Genomic DNA, 20,428 nt, shown 5'->3' with positions numbered 1-20,428 from the left:
ATTAGAACACGTTGCATATTTGTGGGACCAGTGTCGCAGGCACCTGGGCTGGGCGCACAGCTTGGTAACCTGATCATGGATACGGGAATGATGGAAGGTCCGGAATGCCAACGGCGAGAACGCGTGTCAATAGCCAGCCGGCAGCGGTAGCCGATGCCGAAAATGGCTCCGCCGCGCAGCGGGAACGGCGCAAGCGAATACTGGACGCCACGCTGGCGCTCGCGTCCAAGGGCGGTTATGACGCCGTGCAGATGAGGTCCGTGGCAGAACGCGCCGACGTGGCACTCGGCACGCTGTACCGGTACTTTCCGTCCAAGATCCACCTGCTGGTCGCCGCGCTCACCGAGGAATTCGAGCGGATGCAAGAGAAGCTCGACCGCAAGCCGATCCCCGGCGACACAGCCACCGAGCGCATGATGCACGTGCTGTCCAGGGTTACCCGCACCATGCAGCGCGACCCGATGCTCACCGAGGCGATGACGCGGGCGTTCATGTTCGCCGACCCGAGCGCGGCGGCCGAGGTGAACACGGTCGCCAACCAGATGGTGCGGATGTTCACCAGGGCCATGCACGACGGCGAGCCGTCCGCCGACGACATCGCGATCGCCCGCGTGATCGGCGACGTGTGGCTGTCCAACCTCGTTGCCTGGGTGACGCGGCGGGCGACGACCGACGACGTGGCCAGCCGCCTCGAACTCGCCGCCCGCCTGCTGCTGCACTGATTCGCCAGGCACCGGTTCGGCTGCGGCGGTCAGCGGTCGGTGGCCTGGGCCACGCCTTCGAGCGCGGGCGCGTTATCGCGCCGCTTCCTGGCGCGGAAGACGAGGAAGGCGCCGGCGAGCAGCGCGACACCGCCGACGATACAGAAGACGAGCGGCAGGGTGGTCTCGACCAGGGTGATCTCGTTCCGCCCGCCACTGTCGAGTGCGACGATCTGGCTAAGGCTGGCGGGTGTCGCCTTCAGGTCCGCGTCATAGAGCACTAGGGCCACGGCGCCGGTGGCCGGGTCGTGCAGGGTCACCGTCTGGTGCTCGTCCACGTTGAGCAGCGCCCCGGTCTCGGGGTCCACGTAGTAGATCAGGTGCTGCTGGTCGAACAAGGGCGCACGGACAAGCGCCGCCGTGCTGCCGAGCAGCTTGCCGGGGACCGGCTGGGTGCCGATCCGCGTCGACGGAGTGTCCTGCACGAACTCGTACGTCTGGATGCCGCCCACGGTCGCCGTTCCCGAGTACACGAACGGCACCGCGCGGTTCAGGGTGGTGTCGAACACCTGGTACGTCTGCTTCTGCGTGCCGAACGGGAACACGTACCCGGCCAGCCCGGTCTGGCGGATCGAGACGTTGCCGTTGACGTTCGCGCCGCAGCAGTCGACCAGTTGCCCGGTCCGCCGGTCGAATGCGAGCGTGCGCGTCGTCTGCTGGATCGACCGGTGATTGGTTATGTCTTCCACGCTGCTGGTTTGATCCCACACGGCGACGGACGAGCTGCCCTTGCCCGGGTCGCCCTTGATCGTGTAGGTGGCCTGGATGGTGACGCCGGTCTGTACCGTCAGCGTGGCGGCGCTGAGGTACGACGCGTTGCTGGCGTCAAGGACGGCGGTCTCGTTGATGCTCAGCGGGAACTTGATGAACTGGCTGCTGACCCAGGTGGGCAGGAGTATCGCGGCCAGGATGAGCAGCACGCCAAGCCCTGCGAGGATGAATCCGGTGACGCGGCGCATCGTCCCTCCAAGGGATCATGTTTTGGCGATGACAGCGTCGGCGAAGCGGCGCAGGTTATCGAGCTTGCGGCTGAGCGGCTCGGTGTCCGGGCCGGTCGCGTAGGGCCAGCGGAAGCCGACGATCACGTCGGTCACGCCCTGCTCCTCCAGGCGGCGGACGCCGTCGACGGTGTAGGCGTCCATCGAGATCACATGCACCTCGAATTCTCGGGGGGAGCGATCCCCGGCGGCCTGGCGGCGGAACTCGGCGAGGCGGGCGAGCAGCACGGGCAGGTCCGCCGGGTCTCCCCCGCCGTGCATCCAGCCGTCGCCCAGCCGGGCGGCCCGGCGCAGCGCGGCGTCCGCGTGCCCGCCGATGAGCACCGGGATCGGCTCGGTGGGCACCGGCGCGATCTTGATCGCGGGCACGTCGTAGATCTCGCCGTGGTGCTCGAGGTAGCCGCCGCCGGCCAGCCCGCGCAGGATGGCGATCGACTCGTCAAGGCGGCGACCGCGGTTAGCCCAGTCCACGCCAAGCACGTCGTAGTCCTCGCGCCACGGGCTGGTGCCCACGCCGAGGACCAGCCGGTTGCCGGTCAGCACGGCCGTCGAGGTCGCCTGCTTGGCCAGCAGCACCGGGTTGCGCACCGGCACCTTCACGACGAACGTGGTGAACCGCAGCCGGCTGGTCACCGCGCCAAGCGCGGGGATCAGCGAGAACGGCTCGAGAAACGGCTTGTCCTCGAGGAACTCGCGGGTGCCGTCGGGGTTGTACGGGTACCTGCTGTCCGCGTCCCTGGGGTAGCAGATGCTGTCAGGTATGACCATCGAGTCGTAGCCGGCCTCCTCGGCGGCTCGCGCGAGCGGCCCGTAGAACGACGGGTCGGTCATCGACTCCGCATAGCTGAACCGCATCGCGCCTCCCGCCTTTGGAGTGCCGATTTCCCTGCAAAAATAGAACATGTTCTTGTCTCGGGCAAGCGAATGCACCAAGCTGGTTGACATGGACCTTGCCGTGCTCGAAGAGATCCGCCAGCTGAAGTACCGCTACCTCCGCTGCGTCGACCAGAAGCTGTGGGACGAGATGGCGGACGTGTTCACCGAGGCCGCCACGGTGGACTACGGCACGCACGTCTACGGGAAGCCGCTCAAGCTCGCCGGCCGGGACGAGATCATCGCCTTCTTCCGCGCCAAGCTGGGGCCCGAGATCATCACCGTGCATGCCGCAGGCCAGCCGGAAATCACCGTGGACGGCGACAAGGCCAGCGGGACATGGCGGTTCGAGGACACGGTGATCGCGACGGAGCACCGCGTCGCCATCGCCGGTGCCGCCTTCTACCAGGACCGCTACGAACGAGGCCCGGACGGATCCTGGCGCATCGCGCACACCGGCTACGTGCGCATCTACGAGGCGATGATGTCGCTCGACGATCTGCCAAGCTTCAAGTTCCTCGCCGGGCTGCCGACAGGGAAGAGCGATGCTGACGCAGCCGTTCGCTGAGGCGCTTGCCGAGGCGGAGAAGATCATCGCGGGCGCCCCGCACGTCAAATCGGAGCGCGACCTCGCCGAAGGGTACGACTACCTGGCGGGCAGCATCCAGGCATCGCTCCGGCTGGCCTGGGCCTACGAGCGCGACTTCCCGTACTTCGTGCAGTCCACCGGGCCGTACACGAAGCTGGGGCTCGATAACCCGGACACGCTGTACTTCCACGCCTATCTGCGCGACAACGCGGAGTACGTGGTCACAGGCACCCGCGGCACGACCGCCGACCTGAGCTTCCAGGTGCTCAAGGGCGACTACACGCCCGCCGAGGTGCCCGACAGCCTGAGCGCGTTCGACGACCGGGCGATCGAAGTGGCGGATAACGGCGAATTCGAGTTCCGGCTTGGCCCAGGCAAGGCTGGACCCGGGTACTTCACGCTCGGCCCTGGCTCGGCGATGCTCGTCGTGCGCGAGGTGTACAGCGACTGGGCCGGGGAGCACCGCGGCACGCTCCGCATCCACCGGGCCGGCCACGAAGGCGAAGCGCCGCCCGCGGCGGTGGACACCGCGACCGCGGCGAAACGCTACGCGGTGGCTGGCAAGCTCCTGCTGTCACGACTGCGGACCTTCCTCGCCTTCCCCGAGTGGTTCTACCTGAACGAGCCGGCCAACACGCTGACCCCGCCGCGCGCCACCCCGGGCGGGCTTGCCACCCAGTTCTCGTCGGCAGGCCACTTCGACCTGGCCGACGACGAGGCCATGCTCGTGTCCGTGCCCGCCGCCGGCAAGGACACCGCGCCGTACCAGGGCCTCCAGCTCGGCAGCATGTGGTACATCTCGCTCGACTACATCAACCACCAGACCAGCCTCACCGCCGACCAGGCGAGGATCGACCCCGACGGCCGGATGCGGTTCGTGATCAGCGAGCGGAACCCCGGGGTGGCGAACTGGCTGGAGCTGACCGGGCACACCCGTGGCTACGTGCAACTGCGGTGGCAGCGGCTGACCCGCGACCTCGGGCCGAAGGACGGGCCCGCGGTCGAAGTCGTCCCGTTCACGGAAATCCCGGACCGGCTGCCGTTCTACGACAGCGCGCGGGTGTCCCCCGACGAATGGCGCAGACGCATCGCGGCGCGCCAGGCGGCGATCGCGGAAAGGATGCTCGGCTAATGCTGCTGAAGGACAAGGTCGTTGTGGTGGCCGGCATCGGCCCGGGACTCGGTCGTTCCATCGCGCTGGCCAGCGCGCGGGAAGGGGCCGACGTGGTGCTCGCCGCGCGGACCGCTTCCCGGCTCGACGACGTGGCCAAGGAGGTCACCGCGCTCGGGCGGCGCGGGCTCGCCGTGCCGACCGACCTGGCGGACGCCGCGGCGGTGGAGCGGCTGGCGCAGGCCGCGCGAGACGCGTTTGGCCGGGTGGACGCCCTGGTGTACAACGCGCTGGCGATGCCGCCGATCAAGGAACTCCGCGTGGTCGGGCTTGACGCGGTCAGCGCGAGCTTCGACGTGAACGTGGTCGCCGCGCTGCGGCTGACCAGGCTGTTCGTTCCCGACCTGGCGGAGAGCAAGGGCTCCGTTGTGATGATCAACTCGATGGTGGTGCGGTACTCGCAGCGGACGATGGGGCCGTACAAGCTCGCCAAGGCGGCACTGCTCGCGATGGCGCAGAGCCTGGCCACCGAACTGGGCCCGCAGGGCATCCGGGTCAATTCCGTGGCGCCTGGACACATCTGGGGCGACTCGCTGAAGTGGTACTTCGGCTACCAGGCCAAGAAGCGCGGTGTGACGGTCGAGGAGATCTACGCCGAGACCGCGGCCCCCATCGACCTGGGCCGGCTGCCCGAGCCTGACGAGATCGCGGACGCCGTGGTGTTCCTTGCCTCGCCGCTGGCGCGGGCCGTCACCGGCCAGTGCCTGGACGTCAACTGCGGCGAGTACCACCATTGAGCCCCGCCGAATCGAACAATGGCAATCCGGTCGGCACCGTCGAGGACCTGCGCGCGTCCGCGTCGCGGCGTACTGGCCTCGCCGACTTCGGCCCGGATGACTACACCGACGGGCTCGCGGTGCTGCTTGATTCCTTCGCGGCCGACGCGGGGCTCACGCCGCTTGGCGCGAAGGCACAGCGGGCGCTGCTGCGCGGTGTCCTGATGGCCCGGCTGTGCAGCGAGGCAGCCTGGCAGGCGAACCCGGAGTACGCCGAGGTCAGCATCGGACGTCCGGTCTTCATCACCGGCCTGCCAAGGACAGGCACCACGGCGCTGCACCGGCTGCTCTCCGCGGACCCGGCCAGCCAGGGCCTGGAGATGTGGCTCGCGCAGGTGCCGCAGCCCCGCCCGCCGCGGCATACCTGGCCAGGCAATCCCGTCTTCCAGTACATCCAGGCGGGCTTCGCCAAGCACCATGATGAGCATCCCGAGTTCATGGGCCTGCACTACATGGCGGCCGACCAGGTCGAGGAATGCTGGCAGTTGCTGCAGCAGTCGATGCGCTCGGTATCGTTCGAGACCCTCGCGTACGTGCCCGGCTACTCGGCGTGGCTGCGCGAGCAGGACTGGACCGATGCTTACCTGCGGCACCGGCGCAACCTCCAGCTGATCGGCCTGCACGACACTGGCCGGCGGTGGGTACTCAAGAACCCCAGTCACCTGTTCGCGCTCGACGCGCTGCTCGCCATCTACCCGGACGCGCTCGTCATCCAGACGCACCGCGCGCCGCGGACGGCGATCGCGTCCGCGTGCAGCCTGGCGGCGCATGCCTCGGCCGGCTGGTCGCCGGTCTTCACCGGCGCGCTGATCGGGCGCACGCAACTCGACCTGTGGGCCCGCGGCCTGTCCCTGTTTACCGCGGAGCGCGCCAGGCACGACCCGGCGCGCTTCTACGACGTGCGCTACGACGACCTGGTGGCCGACCCGGCAGGTACGGTGCAAGGGATCTACCGGCATTTCGGGCTGCCGCTGACCAGCGCGGCGGCCGACGCGATACGGGCGCTTGCGGCGTCCTCGCGCGACGGAGGTGAGTCCCCGCACCGGTACACGCTCGATAACTTCGGCCTGACCGCCGACGAGGTGGACGAGCGCTTCGCCGCCTACGCGGTCCCGTTATGATCGTTCGATGGTTAGAAAGGCCGTGGCGGTGTGAGGCTTGAGCGGGCAGGCCAGGCCGGTTTCGTGCTGGGCGTGACCGCGGTGGAGCTGTCGTCGCTCATCGCGGCCGTGCGCGTCGCCGCGGACGTGCTCGACGCGGACGAACGCACGCCGCCGGAGGCGGTCGCGCGGCTTCGGGTGCTTCTCGGTGACTACGAGCGCGCGACCGCCCGCCTGGATCGGCCGGGGGATCAGTCTGGGGGCTCGCCGGGACCGGCGCCGGCTTAAGCCGGGGCCGCAGCGTGCTTGGTGATGTAGGCCGTGATCTGGTCCACCTCGTGAGTGAACCGTTCGTAGTCGTACTGGCTGGCGTTCAGGTAAGTACTCCACCCCATCGTGTGCATGGCCATCAGCGCGGCTTCGTTGATCTCCTCGTCGGTGGCGCCGTACAGTCGTGCGGCTTCGGTGTGGAAGTAGACGCAATATCGGCAGCGCGTTGCGCCCGACACGGCGACCCCGATCAGCTCCTTGTACTTGTTCGGGATGGCCGTCTGATCGCTGAGTTCGACGCCCTTGAAGCTCTCCCATTCGCTGTCGAGCAGCGGGCCTGGCAGGTTCTCGAAGAACCCCGGTACCCGTCCCCAGCATCTCGCGGATTTCGGTCTTGGTGTCCACAGCCATAGGACACACCTCCTTCTCATCCCCCCGGAAGGTCGGTTTTCGTGTGTGCCCAGCGAGCCCAAGGGGACACATTATATCTCCCGGGTGTTAAGAAGACGCAGCGGGCGTTCCTGGCGGGTTAGCGGCTCCCGCTGATCCCTGAGCCCCGCGAGACCGTCACGCTGACGCTTGTGGCGCCCCGGGCACCTACTGCCGTAGCAGTGCCTACCACAGCGAGTCCTGCTCACAGAAGCGGGTGAATGCTCGGCCGGCGTCCGAGCCCTGGTAGGCGTTGTGCAGGTTGTCCTGCAGTACGTGTGCGAGGTGGTCGGGATTGGACGAGACCTCCAGGTCCTCGTCGAGCGTCTCGGCACGGAAACCCCAGCCGTGGGGAAGGGCGAGCCGACTGGCGAGATGGGCGAGGTTGTCGTCGCTGAGCACCGGCTCCCGGTGCTCAGCGGAGGATTGCATGATGAACGCCTCACCGTCGGGGGCTGCGAGCACGTAGACCTGGCTTCCTTTGTTGAAGGTGGAGGTGCTGTTGCGGGAGACGTAGCCGGGGTAGTAGCTGCCCTGGACGGTGGCCTGCATCATCGTTGCCGCGCCCGCCACGCCCGTCCAGGTGCCTGTGACGCCACCGAAGGTCTTGTCGTCGCCGGCTTCCAGGACGTCGAGCCGGTCGAACATCCAGTGCCTTATCGGGTTGAGCCAGGCATGCAGGGCTCCGTTTTCACGCGCGATGGTGTCGGCGTCGAGTGCGTCGAATTGCTCGGGTGTCGGGTCGCACACGCCGGTGGTGTTCCAGATGTTGGCGATGGCGTTGTCCTGGCTGGTGCCAGTGATCAGGCCCACTTCGCAGAACCGGTAGCCACGCATGTCCTGCAAGTGGATCTCCCGGCCGGGAACCAGATGCTCATGGTGAGCCGCTGCCATGTTCTGCTCAAGGCTGGCTTCGGTCATGGAAGTTCTCCTCTCGCCCCGTCACCGGGCCGTCTTGATCCAGTCCTGGTAGTGCGTGTGTGCCAGGTGCGCGTCCGGGCCCGCGATAAGCACGTCGCCAATCACGGGCGAGAACGTTCATGAAAGTGCGGAAGGAGCCCAGGGAGGCTTCGTCGAATGTCGGCGAGTTCGCTACGTTGACCACGATTTCGGCACCTTCCAGTGCCTGGTCCAGGCCCTTGCCTGTGATCAGGTCGAGGCCGGTGGACAGTGCCGCGGGGACGACTTGGTGCCCGGCTGCGGTGAGCCCCTGGACCACCTGGGAGCCGATCAGTCCAGTACCGCCGAGGACTGTGAGCTTCATGGCTGATTCCTTTCCGAGGCGTGCCATGCTCGGTCTCGGTCTTGGTATCGTCCCGGGCGCAGTCGCGGGACGAGTCGGATCGCTCCCCGGTCCTCCTGCCCGGCGACTTGGCGGAGGAAACGGCCCAGGAAGGCAGACCGGCGATGGGCGGCCGCGGCTTCCGGAGTCCTCGCTGGCCGCCGATGTTGCCCGGCTGCGCCAGGTGCTTGCCCGCCAGGACGGCCCGACCATCGTTGTCGGCCATTCCTACGGCGGTCAGAGAAGCTGCTGCCGAGGCTGTCTCTCGTGGTGCGGCACGCTTACTCAGCCGCGGAGCATGAGGCTCGCGCAGTGCTCGCCGATCATCATCGCCGGGGCGTTCGTGTTACCGCCGGTGATGGCGGGCATGACCGAGGCGTCAGCCACCCGGAGCCCGTCGACGCCGAGCACGCGCAGCGCCGGGTCGACGACCGCCCGCTCGTCCGTGCCCATCCTGCAGGTGCCGACCGCGTGGTAGACCGAGGTCGCCCGGTTCGGTACCTCCTTGGCCAGCGCGGCGCGGTCGCGGTAGTCGGCTCCAGGCGACAGCTCGAGCTCGACGTCGCCGGCGACCAGCTTGTGGCTCATCGCGGCGCGGATGAGGTCCATCCCGTCCAGCAGGACGGTGGTGTCGTCCGGCTCGGTCAGGTATCCCGGGTCGATGAGCGGCTCTGCGGCTGGGTCGGCGGAGGCGAGGCGGAGCGTGCCTCGGCTCTTGGGGTAGATCAGCGTGGAGAAGATAGTCAGCGCGGGGCGCTTGTCGACCACGTGCCTGGTTGGTGCGTCCTGGTTGGGGAACGGGTAGGACCAGGGCAGCGCATGGAGCTGGATATCGGGGACGGGCCCGGCCAGGCTGCTGCGCACGAAGCCGACCATCTCGAAGACGCTGCGGCCCATCCAGGTGTCACCGCGGACCGCCTCGCTGAGGATCCCGCCGACGAAGTACGGCGTTGTGCCGCGGTTGCGGGCAGTCTTCATGACGTAGGTCAGCGGGACGAACATGTGATCGTGCAGGTTGTCGCCCACGGGCAGGTCGGCGATGACGTCGATGCCGTGCTCGCGCAGGTGCGCGGCCGGGCCGATGCCGGACAGCATGAGGAGTTGCGGCGAGCCGAAGACGCCCGCGCAGACGATCACCTCCTTGACGGCCCTGACGGTCTCCCGCCCGGTTTCCGTGGTGACCTCGACGCCGACGGCGCGCCCGCCCTCGATGACGATCCGCGCGATGTGCGTGCGGGTCATGATCGTCAGGCCTGGCAGATCCTGCTTGTTCAGGTAGCCGATCGATGAGCTGTAGCGCAGCCCGTCCGCGGCGTTCTGCTGCATGACGGAAACGCCTTCCTGCGACGCGCCGTTGTAGTCGTCGATTCGGCCAACCCCGGCGGTGGCGGCCATCGCGTCGATGAACTTCTCCGACGCCCCGGTCAGGTCCCGCTGCCTGGTGACCCGCACCGGGCCGCCGCCGCCGCGCAGCTCGCTCGCGCCGTCTTCCCAGTCCTCCATGCGCTTGAAGCTGGGCAGCACGTCGCGGAAGGACCAGCCCTTGCAGCCGGCCTCGGCCCAGTCGTCGTAGTTCCGCTGGTTGCCACGGACGAACACCATCCCGTTGATCGAGCCGGAGCCGCCGAGCACCCGGCCGCGCGGCTGCGGGATCCGGCGGCCGAGCGCGGCCGGCTGCGGAACGGTGTAGTAGCCCCAGTCCAGGCGCTTCTTCAGGGCCGGCACGTTGTGGAAGATCGCGATCATCCCAGGCTTGCGCACAAGGCGGGTGCGGTCCGGGCCGCCCGCCTCAAGCAGGATGACGCTGGCGCCCGACTCGGCAAGTCGCCGCGCCAGCACGCATCCGGCGCTGCCCGCGCCGGCGACGACGTAATCCGCGCTGTGTTCCATCAGGTCCTCGCAGCAGCTCGCCCGGTGCTCGGGACTCTACGCCAACGCCATCTTCAAGACAAGAACACGTTCTAATATGATGAACGGGTGCGGCTTCCTATTGTCGGCGAACCGTGCTGTTCATGGTGTGGCCGACAACAAGATGGCGTTGCTACACGTTCTAGCGATTCGACAAGTCAAGCGGAGGGCACATGGGCCGCCTCGACGGCAAGGTCGCACTGATCACCGGGGGCGCCAGGGGCATGGGCAAGTCCCACGTGCGGCACTTCGTCGCCGAGGGCGCGCGCGTGGTCTTCGGCGACCTGCTCGACGACAAGGGCGCGTACGTGGCCGCCAAGCTCGGCGACGAGTCCTGCAGGTACCTGCACCACGACGTCACAAGCGAGGCGGACTGGGACGCCGCGATCACGCTCGCGCTTGAGGCCTTCGGCTCCCTCGACGTGCTGGTGAACAACGCCGGCATCCTCACTTTCGCGCCGATCGCCGACATGCCGCTCGCCGACTTCAGGCGGGTGCTCGAGGTGAACGCGGTGGGCTGCTGGCTTGGCATGAAGGCGGTGATCGGCCCGATGACCAAGGCGGGCGGCGGCTCGATCGTCAACGTCTCCTCGATCGAGGGATTCACCGGGGCGGCGGGCCTTTCCGCTTACAGCGCGAGCAAGTTCGCGATCCGCGGGATGACCAAGGCCGCCGCGCAGGAACTCGGCCAGTTCGGCATCCGGGTCAACTCTGTGCATCCCGGCGGGGTGCTCACCCGGATGGTCCTTGACCAGGCGGAATCGGGCCGTGACGGCGAGCGCTTCCTCGGCAGCATGCCGCTGCGCCGGTTCGCCGAGCCCGCCGAGATCTCCCGCCTGGTGGCGTACCTGGCCTCGGACGAGTCGTCCTACTCGACAGGCAGCGAGTTCGTCGCCGACGGCGGCGTGCTGTCGGGACCGGGGTACTGACCATGGACGACGCGCTGTCGCTGGCTGGCAAGGTGGCCATCGTGACCGGGGCGGGCAACGGACTCGGCCGGGCGGAGGCGGTCGCCCTCGCCAGGGCCGGCGCGCTGCTCGTGCTCAACGACCTGCCGGGCGACCCGGTCGCGGAGACGGCCGCGCTGATCGCCGCGGGGGGCGGCGAGGCGGTGGTCCGCAGGGGGGACATCGGCGACTGGGAAACCGGCCACTGGCTGGTGCGGGATGCGCTTGACGCCTACGGGCGGCTGGACATCCTCGTCAACAACGCCGGAGTGCTGCGGGACCGGATGGTCTTCACGATGTCGGCCGAGGAATGGGACCTGGTCATCAGGGTGCACCTGCGCGGCCACTTCGTCACCACCCGGCACGCGACCGCGCACTGGCGGGAGGCGAGCAAGCGGGCGGGCGGCCCGGTCTACGCGCGGATTGTGAACACCTCGTCGGAGGCGTTCCTGCTCGGCTCGCCGGGTCAGCCGAACTACGCCGCGGCCAAGGCCGGCATCGCGGCCCTGACGGTGTCCACCGCCCGCGGCTGCGCGCGGTACGGCGTGCGCGCCAACGCCATCTGCCCGCGCGCCCGTACCGCCATGATCGCCGGGCTGGTGAGCCCGCCGCCCGAGGAGGGCCCCGACCCGCTCGACCCCGAGCACGTGACGCCCCTGGTGACCTACCTGGCGAGCCCCGCGGCGGAACGGATCAACGGCGAGGTGTTCGTCGTGCACGGCGGCGTCGCCGCCGTCATGAACCCGCCGAGCATCCGTGCGGTCTTCCGCGCGGACACGCCCGACGGCATGTGGACGCTGCCCGCCGTGCACGACGCCCTGGCCGGCGCGTTCGCCGACAGTTCGCCGGACGCCCCGGGCTTCGCCTACATGGAAACGATGGCCCTGGCCACCGAGACGATCGGCTTCGGCTAAAGCACGCCGCACTGTCAGCGACTGGAACCGGTAGGCGTTGCCGACGTCCACGGGATGGAAGTCCACGACATCGAACCGCGCGTTAGCCGCGAAGCCGAGCAACTGCTCGTCTGTGCGCCAGGAGAAGAAGCGCGGCGGCACGTGCGAGTCATCGTGGATCGGGCCTTCGGCACTCTCGTTCCGGCCGTACACCCCGACGAAGAACAGCCCACCGGGGCAGTGCTCGACCATCACCGCCGAGAGGTCGGCCGCTACGACTGCAAAGCCCTCCTCCTGAAAGTAGGCGCTGTCCTGCCCGGTGCCGGCACCGATCTCCAGCAACCGGATGCCCGGCGTCAGCCGCTCCCGGAACGCTTGCCGTTCTGCCAGCTTCCACGGTTGCTTGCTCAGCCCGTCACGCCATGCCGCGCGCGCGTCGTACGCCTCACGCAACGGGCCAAGCACTTCCTCGTATCGGATCGTCACGCTAATCATTATCGACTGGCCTGGGCGGCTTGCTATGGACCGCGAGGCACCCCACCTTGGGCGGGGGTCAGGGCGTGAGGGAGTGGTCGGCCGTCCAAGCGTCGATGATGTCGAGCGTGGCGCGCGGCGGCTCGGGCGGCACGAAGCCGAGCATCTCCTGCAGCATGGGGTGGACGACGGGGTGGAGCCGGTCATGCTCGAAGGCCTCCCAGTCGTCCTTGGACTGCCAGACCTCGACGTAGCGCAGGCCGTTCTCGATGCCGTAGGCCAGGTGGGCGATCAGGCCAGTCGGTCGCTCCGGGCCGATGCCAGCCCTGATCCGGGCGTAGATCTCCGTGTTGATCGGCACGTCGTAGGTGAATGCGTAGGTCATGTGCTCGCCCCTCATTTTGATCCGAACCAGATTCGGATTAATATGGTCATCATGGACCCCGAGCAGCCCCCCGTCAAGCGGCGGTACGACGCACCCAAGCGCCGCCAGGCGGCGGAGCGCACCCGCACCGCGGTCCTTGACGCCGCCCTGCACCTGTTCACCCGCCAGGGCTACACCGCGACCACGATGACGGCGATCGCCGCCCAGGCTGGCGTCGCGCTCGACACCGTCTACGCCTCCGTGGGCCGCAAGCCCGACTTGGCCCGGCTGCTAATCGAGACCGCGATCTCCGGCACCAGCCAGGCCATCCCCGCCGATGGACGCGACTACGTGCGTGCGATCCAGGCCGCACCCGACGCCCGAACGCGGATCGCCATCTACGCCGCCGCGATGCGGCAGATCGCCGGGCGGCTCGCCCCCGTCCTCGGCATCGTCCAGCAAGCCGCCCCGGCAGAGCCGGAACTCGCCGAGTTGTGGCGCGAGATCGCCGAGCGGCGGGCGGCGAACATGCGCCGTTTCATCGACGCACTCGCCGCGGTCGGCACGCTCCGCGTGGAACCCGGCGAAGCCGCCGACATCGTGTGGGCCACCAACGCTCCCGAGCTCTACCAACTGCTCGCCGGCCAGCGCGGCTGGACCCCGGAACGCTACGAGCACTTCCTCGCCGATACCTGGCAGCGCCTGCTCCTGGCCGACTAGCCCGGCCCCGATGCTCACCGCACGACCGTTCCGCTACAGGTTCAGTGCTAACCGATCGTGGCCCCCAGTATCTGCGTGACGATTCCGGCCGCAAAGGCGAGGACTGCGATCCGGAGCCGGAAATCCTTCCCGGTGTCCGATAGATACCTGACAGTAACGACCGGGAGCAGCAGGGCCGACCAGACCAGCGCGGCGGCCAGCAGCACCAGCCCGACAGGAGCGCAAAGGACTACGGCGGGCCAGCCAACGGTGCGCGCGTTCCGCCAGCCCCGTTCCCACCAGCGGAAGATCAGTCCAAGAGATTCAGCCATCTGCGGCGCCAGAAGCCCTTCGGCATCTGTTTCCTCATCGGTTTCCGCTCCGGACTCCCCCCTCAGGAGCAGGATGTCGGGCCGGGCCTCGCTTACCGGATCCGTCACGGATACGGATGCGCCAAAGGACAAATTGCGGTCCGCGTCGGCGATGACTCGCTCTCGGTATCGGGTGGCTACATACCAACAGCCGGCGGCCAGACCGAGGAGATCGAGGCCGCTGCCCGCCAACTCCAGCAATTTCGCGTGTTCAGCCACTAATTCACGCCTGTCACGGTTATCGCGGCCGATCGGCTGTTCCGAAGACTACGTCGGTGCGCACGGCTGTCACCCTGGCCGATCGCAGTTCGCTGAGCACTAGGCTGCGGACGCGGTCATATTGCCCGGGAGCAAGGGCGTCAACGGTGGCCCGGTAGCCTGACCCGAGCACGATCTCCCAGAACCTGTCCGGATGTTCCAGATGGTGCTGGCCTGGGACCGCTGCGACGGCGGGGTTCGGCACCTCGGCCCGGGAGAACAGGCCGGCGACGGACTCGGGGGTGGTGATCACGTCCCACGGGTTGAAGGCCTTGAACAGGGACGGCTCGACGGCGCCGACAGCCGCCCAGAAAATGCTATTGGCCGGCTCGAACAGGCCCGCCCCCCAGGTGGTGACGGCCAGCACGCCGCCGGGCTTGACCAGTCGCCACATCTCCCTCACGAACGCCGTCATATCGGAGGCGAAGAAAACGCCGAACACGCACACGACCGCGTCGAAGCTGCCGTCAGGCAATCCCGTCTCGAGCGCGTCGCCATGGCGGAATTCGATATCAACCAGGCGCTCGCGAAGGGCCCTGGCCCTGGCCATCTTCAGCAAGGGCGCCGCCACGTCGATGCCAAGAACGCGCCCTGTCGCGCCGACGGCATGGGCGGAAGGGATCGCTGACGCCCCGGCGCCACAGCAAAGATCGAGTACCAGGCCGCCAGCGGGGAGCGTCAGCCGGGACACCGTGGCGGCACCGTATCGGTCCCAGAAGCCCAGCGAGGCAAGGCCGTAGTGATCGGCCGCTGCTCCATACGTGCTCGCTGCCCGCTGTGCATGCTGACCCAGTGCCCGCTCAGTTGGCATACCGCCCGCCCCCTGGTTGCCCTGACGCTGTCACCGGCCATCCTGCCATCAGGGCTCTGCGCCTGCTACCAACGCCGCCGTGATCGAGCGAATCGGGCGCGGGATGCCGATACCTTGGCTACTTCTGGGCTTGGCCGATGATGGCGGCTAGGTCTTCGGATAGACCGCCAGACCGCCGATGACCGCCCATCGTGCCTCTGCCGGTAGATTCGCACCTCAGCGTCACACAAGTCGAAGACCACCCGGAACTTCTCAACATCAGCAGCGGCCATGACTCCATTCTCGGCGGCGTTAAGCCGTCCGGTCTGCCTCGACGCGCTGTCTGCCAGCCTGTCAAGCGACCTGAGGCGTGCGGAGGTCAGATCATCTCGTCGGTTAGCGGGAGCAGGACGGTCTTCAGCTCGGTGTAGGACTCGATCGCGGCGCGGCCGCCCTCGCGGCCCATGCCCGACTGCTGGAAGCCGCCGAACGGCGCGTTCGGCTCGAGCTGGTAGCCGTTGATGCCGACCGTGCCGGCGCGGATGGCCTTGGTCAGCCGCATCGCCCGGCGTATGTCTGAGGTCCACACGGTGGCGGCGAGCCCATAGGCGGTGTCGTTGGCGAGCCGCAACGCCTCGTCCTCGTCATCGAAGGGGATGACGGAGAGCACCGGACCGAAGATCTCCTCCCGGGCGATGCTCATGTCGTTGGACACGTCGGCGAACAGCGTCGGCGTGACGAAGTTGCCCACCGCGAGGTCGCCCGCCTCCCTGGTGCCGCCGCAGACCAGCCGGGCGCCCTCTTCCTGCCCGCGGGCGATCAGGCCGAGGACCCGGTCAAGCTGCCTGGTGTTGATCAGCGGCGCGGAGGTGACCTCCGGGTCGAACGGGTTGCCGTAGCTGACCATGCCCGCGATCACCTCGGCGGTCGCGAGGAACTCATCGAGCGCGTCCCGGTGCACCAGCGCCCTGGTCTGCGCCGCGCAGACCTGACCGGACAGGCCCAGGGTGACGGTGCCCATGGTGACCGCGGCGGCGGTGCCGACGTCCGCGTCGGCGAAGACGACCGCCGGGCTCTTGCCGCCGAGTTCCAGGCTCACCCGCTTGCATCCGACGGCCGCGGCCATCATGACTCGCTGGCCGATCGCGCGGCTGCCGGTGAACGACAGCTTGTCCACCATGGGGTGGCTGATCAGAGCGTCGCCGGTGGGTTCGCCTGGGCCGGTGACGATGTTGAGCACGCCCGCAGGCAGCCCCGACTCCTCGGCGATCAGCCTGGCCAGCCGCAGCACCGCGAACGTGGCGTACTCGGATGGCTTGACCACGATCGTGCAGCCGGCCGCCAGCGCCGGCGCCACCTTCTGGGCGAACAGCGGCAGCGGCGCGTTCCACGGGATCACCGCGCCGACCACGCCGACCGGCTCGCGCAGCGTGAAGACCATGTGGTCGCCGCCCTGGAAGGGCGGCAGCGTCTCACCGGCCAGCTTGTCGGCCCAGCCGGCGTGGTGCTCGAAGACGTCGGCCACGAACTCGGCCGACACCGCGTAGATCTCGCCGAAGCTCAGCGGGACGCTGTTGTCGAGCGCCTGGAGCCGCAGCAGCTCGTCGCCGTGCGCCCGGACGAGGTCCGCGATCGCGCGCAGCACCCGGCCGCGCTCGCCGGCCCGGGCATGCGGCCACGGGCCCTCGTCGAACGCCCGTCGCGCGGCGCGTACGGCCAGGTCGACGTCGGCCGGCCCGGCGACGGGAAACTCGGCGACCCGCTCCCCCGTCGCTGGATGCGTGTGGCTCCAGGTCGCGCCCGACTCGGCCGTGACCCACTCGCCGTTGATCAGCATGCGGCCGTCAGTCAAGGCGAGCTCGTCGGCGTACGGCTTGATGGACGCGACCATGACAGCCTCGCTAAAGTAGAACATGTTCTATTTAATGGGAGCCTACACCAGTGCTGCGCGCAGCGGGAGGCTTGTCAACCAAGCGCTTGCTAGATGAAGCTGAGGAGGTGGCGGACAAGCGGATGACCGAGGACGAGGTAGTCGCCAGGCTGCGCCCGGCCATGACCATCGGGATCGGCGGCTGGGGGTCGCGGCGCAAGCCGATGTCGCTGATCCGGGCGATCCTGCGCTCGGACCTGCGCGACCTGACGATCGTCTCCTACGGCGGCCCTGACGTCGGCCTGCTGTGCGCCGCGGGCAAGGTCAAGCGGCTGGTCTACGGCTTCGTGTCGCTCGACTCCATTCCGCTCGAGCCGCACTTCCGCGCCGCCCGCGAGTCGGGGACCGTGGACGTCACCGAGTACGACGAGGGCATGCTGCAGTGGGCGCTGTACGCGGCATCGCTGCGGCTGCCATTCCTGCCGACCAGGGCCGGACTCGGATCTGACGTCCCGCGGCTCAACCCGGAACTGCGCACGGTTACCTCGCCCTACGCTGACCGCGAGGAACTGCTCGCGGTCCCCGCACTGCCGCTCGACGCCGCGCTGATTCACCTGAACCGCGCCGACGCCACCGGCAACGCGCAGTTCCTGGGGCCCGACCTGTACTTCGATGACCTCTTCGCGACCGCCGCCGAGCACGCGTACGTGTCCTGCGAGCGGATCGTCCTCACCGGGGAACTGCTCGCGGCCGGCGGGCTCGCGTCGCTGCGCATCCACCGGTGGATGATCGAGGGCGTCGTGGAGGCACCGAACGGCGCGCACTTCACCTCCTGCGCACCTGACTACGAGCGCGACGAGGCATTCCAGCGCGGCTACGCGGCGGCAGCCGCCGATCCCGCCAAATGGGCGGCGTTCACGGCCGCGTACCTGGGGGGCAGCGAAGCGGACTACCAGCGGGCGGTCGCTTCGCGGGCGGTACCTTCATGAGCGGCGCGACCAGGGCCGAAGTGTGCGTTGTCGCGTGCGCCGAGGCGTGGCGGGGCGACGGTGAGATCGTGGCGAGCTCCTTCGGCATCGTCCCCACCATCGGCGCGCGGCTGGCCCGGGCCACGTTCGCGCCCGACCTGCTGCTCTCGGACGGGGAGGCGACGTTCGTGGCCGGCTGCTGGGCGGTCGGCGAGCCACCGGACGGGCCGGCCGAGGGCTGGGTGCCCTTCCGTGCGGTGTTCGACCTCCTCGCGGCCGGCAAGCGGCACGTGATGATGGGCCCGAGCCAGATCGACCGGTTCGGCAACGTGAACATCTCCGCGATCGGCGACTTCGCGCGCCCCGCCCGTCAGCTGATCGGCATGCGCGGCGCGCCGGGCAACAGCGTCAACCACCCGACGAGCTACTGGGTACCCAGGCACCAGCCGCGAACGTTCGTGCCGAAGGTCGACGTCATCTCGGGGATCGGCTACAACAGCGCGGCGGCGGCGGGGCCCGCCGCCAGCCGGTTCCACGAGCTGCGGCGGGTCGTCACGAACCTGGCGGTGCTCGACTTCCGCTCGCCTGACCACACGATGCGGCTCGTTTCTGTGCATCCCGGAGTCAGCGTGGCCGAGGTCGTCGCCAGCACCGGCTTCGACCTGGCGGTCAACGGCGACGTGCCGCAGACCAGGATGCCGACACACGAGGAGCTCCGGCTCATCCGCCAGGTCATCGATCCCCGCGACACCCGGCGCGGGGAGGTGTCATGAGCCACCCCGCTCCCATTCACCCGGGACTGCGCACCGCCGCCTGCGACCTGCTCGGCATCCGGTACCCGATCGTGCAGACCGGCATGGGCTGGGTGTCGACGCCCGAACTGACGGCCGCCACGTGTAACGCGGGCGGACTCGGCGTGCTGGCCAGCGCGACCCTCACGGTGGCCGAGACGGAGGCGGCGATCGCCCGCACCAAGGAGCTCACTGCGGCGCCGTTCGGCGTGAACCTCCGGGGCGACTCGCCTGACCTGCCCGAACGCGCGGGGCTGCTCATCAAGCACGGCGTCCGGGTCGCCTCGTTCGGGCTTGCGCCTAACGAGTCGGTCATCCGCGAGCTGACCGAGGCCGGCCTTGTCGTCATGCCCTCGATCGGCGCCAGGCGGCACGCGGAGAAGGTCGCGGCGCTCGGCGCAGCCGCGGTCGTCGCGCAGGGCAGCGAGGGCGGCGGGCATACCGGGAGCGTCCCCACCTCCATCCTGCTCCCCCAGGTCACGGCCGCGGTCAGCATCCCAGTCTTCGGCGCCGGCGGCTTCTGCGACGGCCGCGGGCTCGTCGCCGCGCTCGCCTACGGCGCCGCCGGCATCGCGATGGGCACCCGGTTCCTGCTCACCAGGGAGAGCCCGGTGCCCGCGCATGTGAAGCAGGAATACTTGCGCCGGGGCGTGACCGACACCGTGGTCACAGCGGTGCTCGACGGCGTGCCGCAGCGGGTGCTGCGCACCGAGCTCGCGGACCGGCTGGTGCGCGGCGGCTCGCTGTCCCGGCTGGCCAGGTCGGTGCGGCACGCGGCGGGGTTCAGGAAGATGTCCGGCACCTCATGGGCGGACCTTGTCCGCGAGGGAGTGGCCATGAAACGAAACCACGGCCTGTCCTGGCCCGCGGTCATCATGGCGGCGAACACCCCCATGATGCTCCGCGCGAGCATAGTCGACGGGCGGACCGACCTCGGCACGCTCGCCAGCGGGCAGGTAGCGGGCGTCATCGACGACCTGCCGACCTGCGCCGAGCTCATCGAACGCATCATGACCCAGGCCGACGCGATCCTCACCCGCCTTGCCCGGCCGGAGGGTTCTTGATGGCACCGCAGCCGCAGCCGCACGCCAGCCACGGCCTGCTGACGGGGAAGACCGTCGTGGTCACCGCCGCGGCCGGCACCGGGATCGGGTTCGCCACCGCGCGGCGCTGCGCCGAGGAAGGGGCGCGGGTCGCGATCAGCGACCGGCACCTGCGACGGCTGGGCGAGGCGGCCGACGAGCTTGCCGACCTCGCGGGCGAGAAACCGCTGGCGATTGCCTGCGACGTGACCGTGGAAGACGACGTGCGGCGGCTGTTCGACACCGTGGCCGCCGAGTACGGCCGGATCGACGTCGCGGTGAACAACGCGGGCCTCGGCGGGAACACCCCGCTGGCGGAGATGACCGACGAGCAGTGGTACCGCGTGCTTGACGTGACGCTGAACGGCACGTTCCGGTGCACCAGGGCCGCGCTGCGGCACATGCTCCCCCGCGGCAGCGGGGCGATCGTCAACAACGCCTCGGTTATCGGCTGGCGCGCTCAGGCGGGACAGGCGCACTACGCCGCGGCGAAGGCCGGCGTCATGGCGCTCACCCGGTGCGCGGCGATCGAGGCGGCACCGCACGGCGTCCGGGTGAACGCGGTGGCGCCGAGCATCGCCATGCACCCCCACCTGGCGAAGACCTCAAGCGAGGAACTGCTCGCCGAGCTCGCCGCGCGCGAGGCGTTCGGCCGGGCGGCGGAACCCTGGGAGGTCGCCGACGTCATTGTCTTCCTCGCCAGCGGCTACTCCTCCTACATGACCGGGGAGATCGTGTCGGTCAGCAGCCAGCACCCCTAGGGA

General features: G+C 69.1%; 23 protein-coding genes. 13 read left to right on the top strand and 10 right to left on the bottom strand.

Going from position 1 to position 20,428, the window contains the following annotated elements; genetic code table 11:
• Positions 1 to 104 precede the first annotated feature (104 nt).
• Positions 105 to 722, top strand: a complete 618-nt coding sequence (kstR, locus tag EAS64_RS38365) for a cholesterol catabolism transcriptional regulator KstR (RefSeq protein WP_145861334.1) — start codon at positions 105 to 107, stop codon at positions 720 to 722.
• A 29-nt stretch (positions 723 to 751) separates the two neighbouring features.
• Here kstR and pgfA read toward each other — a convergent pair whose 3' ends face one another.
• Positions 752 to 1,720: a cell envelope lipid trafficking protein PgfA gene (gene pgfA / locus EAS64_RS38360; RefSeq protein ID WP_145861333.1), complete on the bottom strand. Its 969-nt coding sequence runs from the start codon at positions 1,718 to 1,720 to the stop codon at positions 752 to 754.
• Between the two features lie 15 nt (positions 1,721 to 1,735).
• Positions 1,736 to 2,614 carry a TIGR03619 family F420-dependent LLM class oxidoreductase gene (locus tag EAS64_RS38355; RefSeq protein WP_145861332.1) on the bottom strand — a complete coding sequence of 293 codons (879 nt, stop codon included), beginning with the start codon at positions 2,612 to 2,614 and terminating at the stop codon, positions 1,736 to 1,738.
• Positions 2,615 to 2,702: 88 nt separating this feature from the next.
• Between EAS64_RS38355 and EAS64_RS38350 the strand changes: the two genes are divergently transcribed.
• From EAS64_RS38350 to EAS64_RS38330, 5 genes are read left to right on the top strand one after another with little or no spacing between them, the layout of a single operon-like run.
• Positions 2,703 to 3,200 (top strand): nuclear transport factor 2 family protein, encoded by a 498-nt coding sequence (locus EAS64_RS38350; protein WP_145861331.1) that lies wholly within the window; start codon positions 2,703 to 2,705, stop codon positions 3,198 to 3,200.
• Entirely contained in the window at positions 3,178 to 4,353 is a 1,176-nt protein-coding gene (locus EAS64_RS38345; protein ID WP_145861330.1) for a hypothetical protein, read from the top strand. The genes EAS64_RS38350 and EAS64_RS38345 overlap by 23 nt, the downstream gene beginning before the upstream one ends.
• Positions 4,353 to 5,129, top strand: a complete 777-nt coding sequence (locus EAS64_RS38340; RefSeq protein ID WP_145861329.1) for an SDR family oxidoreductase — start codon at positions 4,353 to 4,355, stop codon at positions 5,127 to 5,129. The genes EAS64_RS38345 and EAS64_RS38340 overlap by 1 nt, the downstream gene beginning before the upstream one ends.
• Positions 5,126 to 6,289 carry a sulfotransferase family protein gene (locus tag EAS64_RS38335; protein ID WP_145861328.1) on the top strand — a complete coding sequence of 388 codons (1,164 nt, stop codon included), beginning with the start codon at positions 5,126 to 5,128 and terminating at the stop codon, positions 6,287 to 6,289. The genes EAS64_RS38340 and EAS64_RS38335 overlap by 4 nt, the downstream gene beginning before the upstream one ends.
• A 30-nt stretch (positions 6,290 to 6,319) precedes the next feature.
• A complete protein-coding gene (locus EAS64_RS38330; RefSeq protein ID WP_145861327.1) occupies positions 6,320 to 6,556 on the top strand; it encodes a hypothetical protein in 237 nt (78 codons plus the stop codon).
• On the opposite strand, the gene EAS64_RS38325 is transcribed toward EAS64_RS38330, so the two are convergent.
• The 4 genes from EAS64_RS38325 to EAS64_RS38305 form a co-directional block, all read right to left on the bottom strand.
• Complete coding sequence (locus EAS64_RS38325; RefSeq protein WP_145861325.1) at positions 6,553 to 6,969, bottom strand: carboxymuconolactone decarboxylase family protein; 417 nt, start codon at positions 6,967 to 6,969, stop codon at positions 6,553 to 6,555. The two genes, EAS64_RS38330 and EAS64_RS38325, sit on opposite strands and share 4 nt — an antisense overlap.
• Positions 6,970 to 7,153: 184 nt before the next feature.
• Positions 7,154 to 7,888, bottom strand: coding sequence for a hypothetical protein (locus EAS64_RS38320; RefSeq protein ID WP_145861323.1), 735 nt, complete (start codon positions 7,886 to 7,888; stop codon positions 7,154 to 7,156).
• Positions 7,869 to 8,231 (bottom strand): SDR family oxidoreductase, encoded by a 363-nt coding sequence (locus EAS64_RS45275; RefSeq protein WP_222849910.1) that lies wholly within the window; start codon positions 8,229 to 8,231, stop codon positions 7,869 to 7,871. The genes EAS64_RS38320 and EAS64_RS45275 overlap by 20 nt, the downstream gene beginning before the upstream one ends.
• Before the next feature lie 303 nt (positions 8,232 to 8,534).
• The gene (locus EAS64_RS38305) at positions 8,535 to 10,139 is read right to left on the bottom strand and encodes a GMC family oxidoreductase (RefSeq protein WP_145861321.1); all 1,605 of its coding nucleotides are present in this window, start codon (positions 10,137 to 10,139) and stop codon (positions 8,535 to 8,537) included.
• A 191-nt stretch (positions 10,140 to 10,330) separates the two neighbouring features.
• Here EAS64_RS38305 and EAS64_RS38300 point away from each other — a divergent pair, with 191 nt between their 5' ends.
• On the top strand, positions 10,331 to 11,086 hold the full coding sequence (locus EAS64_RS38300) for a glucose 1-dehydrogenase (protein WP_145861319.1): 756 nt from the start codon (positions 10,331 to 10,333) through the stop codon (positions 11,084 to 11,086).
• Between the two features lie 2 nt (positions 11,087 to 11,088).
• Entirely contained in the window at positions 11,089 to 12,018 is a 930-nt protein-coding gene (locus EAS64_RS38295) for an SDR family NAD(P)-dependent oxidoreductase (RefSeq protein WP_145861317.1), read from the top strand.
• Between the two features lie 532 nt (positions 12,019 to 12,550).
• Here EAS64_RS38295 and EAS64_RS38285 read toward each other — a convergent pair.
• Positions 12,551 to 12,856 (bottom strand): hypothetical protein, encoded by a 306-nt coding sequence (locus tag EAS64_RS38285; protein ID WP_145861316.1) that lies wholly within the window; start codon positions 12,854 to 12,856, stop codon positions 12,551 to 12,553.
• Between the two features lie 51 nt (positions 12,857 to 12,907).
• Between EAS64_RS38285 and EAS64_RS38280 the strand changes: the two genes are divergently transcribed.
• Complete coding sequence (locus EAS64_RS38280; protein WP_145861314.1) at positions 12,908 to 13,555, top strand: TetR/AcrR family transcriptional regulator; 648 nt, start codon at positions 12,908 to 12,910, stop codon at positions 13,553 to 13,555.
• A gap of 47 nt (positions 13,556 to 13,602) precedes the next feature.
• Here the strand turns inward: EAS64_RS38280 and EAS64_RS38275 are convergent, their stop codons facing one another.
• The 3 genes from EAS64_RS38275 to EAS64_RS38265 form a co-directional block, all read right to left on the bottom strand.
• Positions 13,603 to 14,124: a hypothetical protein gene (locus EAS64_RS38275; protein WP_145861312.1), complete on the bottom strand. Its 522-nt coding sequence runs from the start codon at positions 14,122 to 14,124 to the stop codon at positions 13,603 to 13,605.
• Positions 14,125 to 14,143: 19 nt separating this feature from the next.
• Complete coding sequence (locus tag EAS64_RS38270) at positions 14,144 to 14,974, bottom strand: class I SAM-dependent methyltransferase (protein WP_145861310.1); 831 nt, start codon at positions 14,972 to 14,974, stop codon at positions 14,144 to 14,146.
• A 358-nt stretch (positions 14,975 to 15,332) separates the two neighbouring features.
• The gene (locus EAS64_RS38265; protein ID WP_222849909.1) at positions 15,333 to 16,868 is read right to left on the bottom strand and encodes an aldehyde dehydrogenase family protein; all 1,536 of its coding nucleotides are present in this window, start codon (positions 16,866 to 16,868) and stop codon (positions 15,333 to 15,335) included.
• A gap of 98 nt (positions 16,869 to 16,966) precedes the next feature.
• Between EAS64_RS38265 and EAS64_RS38260 the strand changes: the two genes are divergently transcribed.
• The 4 genes from EAS64_RS38260 to EAS64_RS38245 are packed head-to-tail and all read left to right on the top strand — an operon-like array spanning position 16,967 to position 20,425.
• Positions 16,967 to 17,812, top strand: coding sequence for a CoA transferase subunit A (locus EAS64_RS38260; protein WP_222849925.1), 846 nt, complete (start codon positions 16,967 to 16,969; stop codon positions 17,810 to 17,812).
• Positions 17,809 to 18,564: a CoA-transferase subunit beta gene (locus tag EAS64_RS38255; protein ID WP_145861306.1), complete on the top strand. Its 756-nt coding sequence runs from the start codon at positions 17,809 to 17,811 to the stop codon at positions 18,562 to 18,564. The genes EAS64_RS38260 and EAS64_RS38255 overlap by 4 nt, the downstream gene beginning before the upstream one ends.
• Positions 18,561 to 19,646 carry an NAD(P)H-dependent flavin oxidoreductase gene (locus EAS64_RS38250; protein WP_145861304.1) on the top strand — a complete coding sequence of 362 codons (1,086 nt, stop codon included), beginning with the start codon at positions 18,561 to 18,563 and terminating at the stop codon, positions 19,644 to 19,646. The genes EAS64_RS38255 and EAS64_RS38250 overlap by 4 nt, the downstream gene beginning before the upstream one ends.
• Entirely contained in the window at positions 19,646 to 20,425 is a 780-nt protein-coding gene (locus EAS64_RS38245) for an SDR family oxidoreductase (protein WP_145861302.1), read from the top strand. The genes EAS64_RS38250 and EAS64_RS38245 overlap by 1 nt, the downstream gene beginning before the upstream one ends.
• The last annotated feature ends 3 nt before the right edge of the window (positions 20,426 to 20,428 follow it).

This window comes from Trebonia kvetii (assembly GCF_007827045.1).
Lineage (GTDB): Bacteria > Actinomycetota > Actinomycetes > Streptosporangiales > Streptosporangiaceae > Trebonia > Trebonia kvetii.
The sequence above is the reverse complement of the archived record's forward strand: the minus strand, read 5'-3'. Positions and strand labels throughout refer to the sequence as shown.

Bases quoted from the DNA above. Each gene is read 5' to 3' on its own strand.
- kstR (WP_145861334.1), top strand. From the start codon at position 105: ATGCCAACGGCGAGAACGCGTGTCAATAGCCAGCCGGCAGCGGTAGCC.
- pgfA (WP_145861333.1), bottom strand. From the start codon at position 1,720: ATGCGCCGCGTCACCGGATTCATCCTCGCAGGGCTTGGCGTGCTGCTC.
- EAS64_RS38355 (WP_145861332.1), bottom strand. From the start codon at position 2,614: ATGCGGTTCAGCTATGCGGAGTCGATGACCGACCCGTCGTTCTACGGG.
- EAS64_RS38350 (WP_145861331.1), top strand. From the start codon at position 2,703: ATGGACCTTGCCGTGCTCGAAGAGATCCGCCAGCTGAAGTACCGCTAC.
- EAS64_RS38345 (WP_145861330.1), top strand. From the start codon at position 3,178: ATGCTGACGCAGCCGTTCGCTGAGGCGCTTGCCGAGGCGGAGAAGATC.
- EAS64_RS38340 (WP_145861329.1), top strand. From the start codon at position 4,353: ATGCTGCTGAAGGACAAGGTCGTTGTGGTGGCCGGCATCGGCCCGGGA.
- EAS64_RS38325 (WP_145861325.1), bottom strand. From the start codon at position 6,969: ATGAGAAGGAGGTGTGTCCTATGGCTGTGGACACCAAGACCGAAATCC.
- EAS64_RS38320 (WP_145861323.1), bottom strand. From the start codon at position 7,888: ATGACCGAAGCCAGCCTTGAGCAGAACATGGCAGCGGCTCACCATGAG.
- EAS64_RS45275 (WP_222849910.1), bottom strand. From the start codon at position 8,231: ATGAAGCTCACAGTCCTCGGCGGTACTGGACTGATCGGCTCCCAGGTG.
- EAS64_RS38305 (WP_145861321.1), bottom strand. From the start codon at position 10,139: ATGGAACACAGCGCGGATTACGTCGTCGCCGGCGCGGGCAGCGCCGGA.
- EAS64_RS38300 (WP_145861319.1), top strand. From the start codon at position 10,331: ATGGGCCGCCTCGACGGCAAGGTCGCACTGATCACCGGGGGCGCCAGG.
- EAS64_RS38295 (WP_145861317.1), top strand. From the start codon at position 11,089: ATGGACGACGCGCTGTCGCTGGCTGGCAAGGTGGCCATCGTGACCGGG.
- EAS64_RS38285 (WP_145861316.1), bottom strand. From the start codon at position 12,856: ATGACCTACGCATTCACCTACGACGTGCCGATCAACACGGAGATCTAC.
- EAS64_RS38280 (WP_145861314.1), top strand. From the start codon at position 12,908: ATGGACCCCGAGCAGCCCCCCGTCAAGCGGCGGTACGACGCACCCAAG.
- EAS64_RS38270 (WP_145861310.1), bottom strand. From the start codon at position 14,974: ATGCCAACTGAGCGGGCACTGGGTCAGCATGCACAGCGGGCAGCGAGC.
- EAS64_RS38265 (WP_222849909.1), bottom strand. From the start codon at position 16,868: ATGTTCTACTTTAGCGAGGCTGTCATGGTCGCGTCCATCAAGCCGTAC.
- EAS64_RS38260 (WP_222849925.1), top strand. From the start codon at position 16,967: ATGACCGAGGACGAGGTAGTCGCCAGGCTGCGCCCGGCCATGACCATC.
- EAS64_RS38255 (WP_145861306.1), top strand. From the start codon at position 17,809: ATGAGCGGCGCGACCAGGGCCGAAGTGTGCGTTGTCGCGTGCGCCGAG.
- EAS64_RS38250 (WP_145861304.1), top strand. From the start codon at position 18,561: ATGAGCCACCCCGCTCCCATTCACCCGGGACTGCGCACCGCCGCCTGC.
- EAS64_RS38245 (WP_145861302.1), top strand. From the start codon at position 19,646: ATGGCACCGCAGCCGCAGCCGCACGCCAGCCACGGCCTGCTGACGGGG.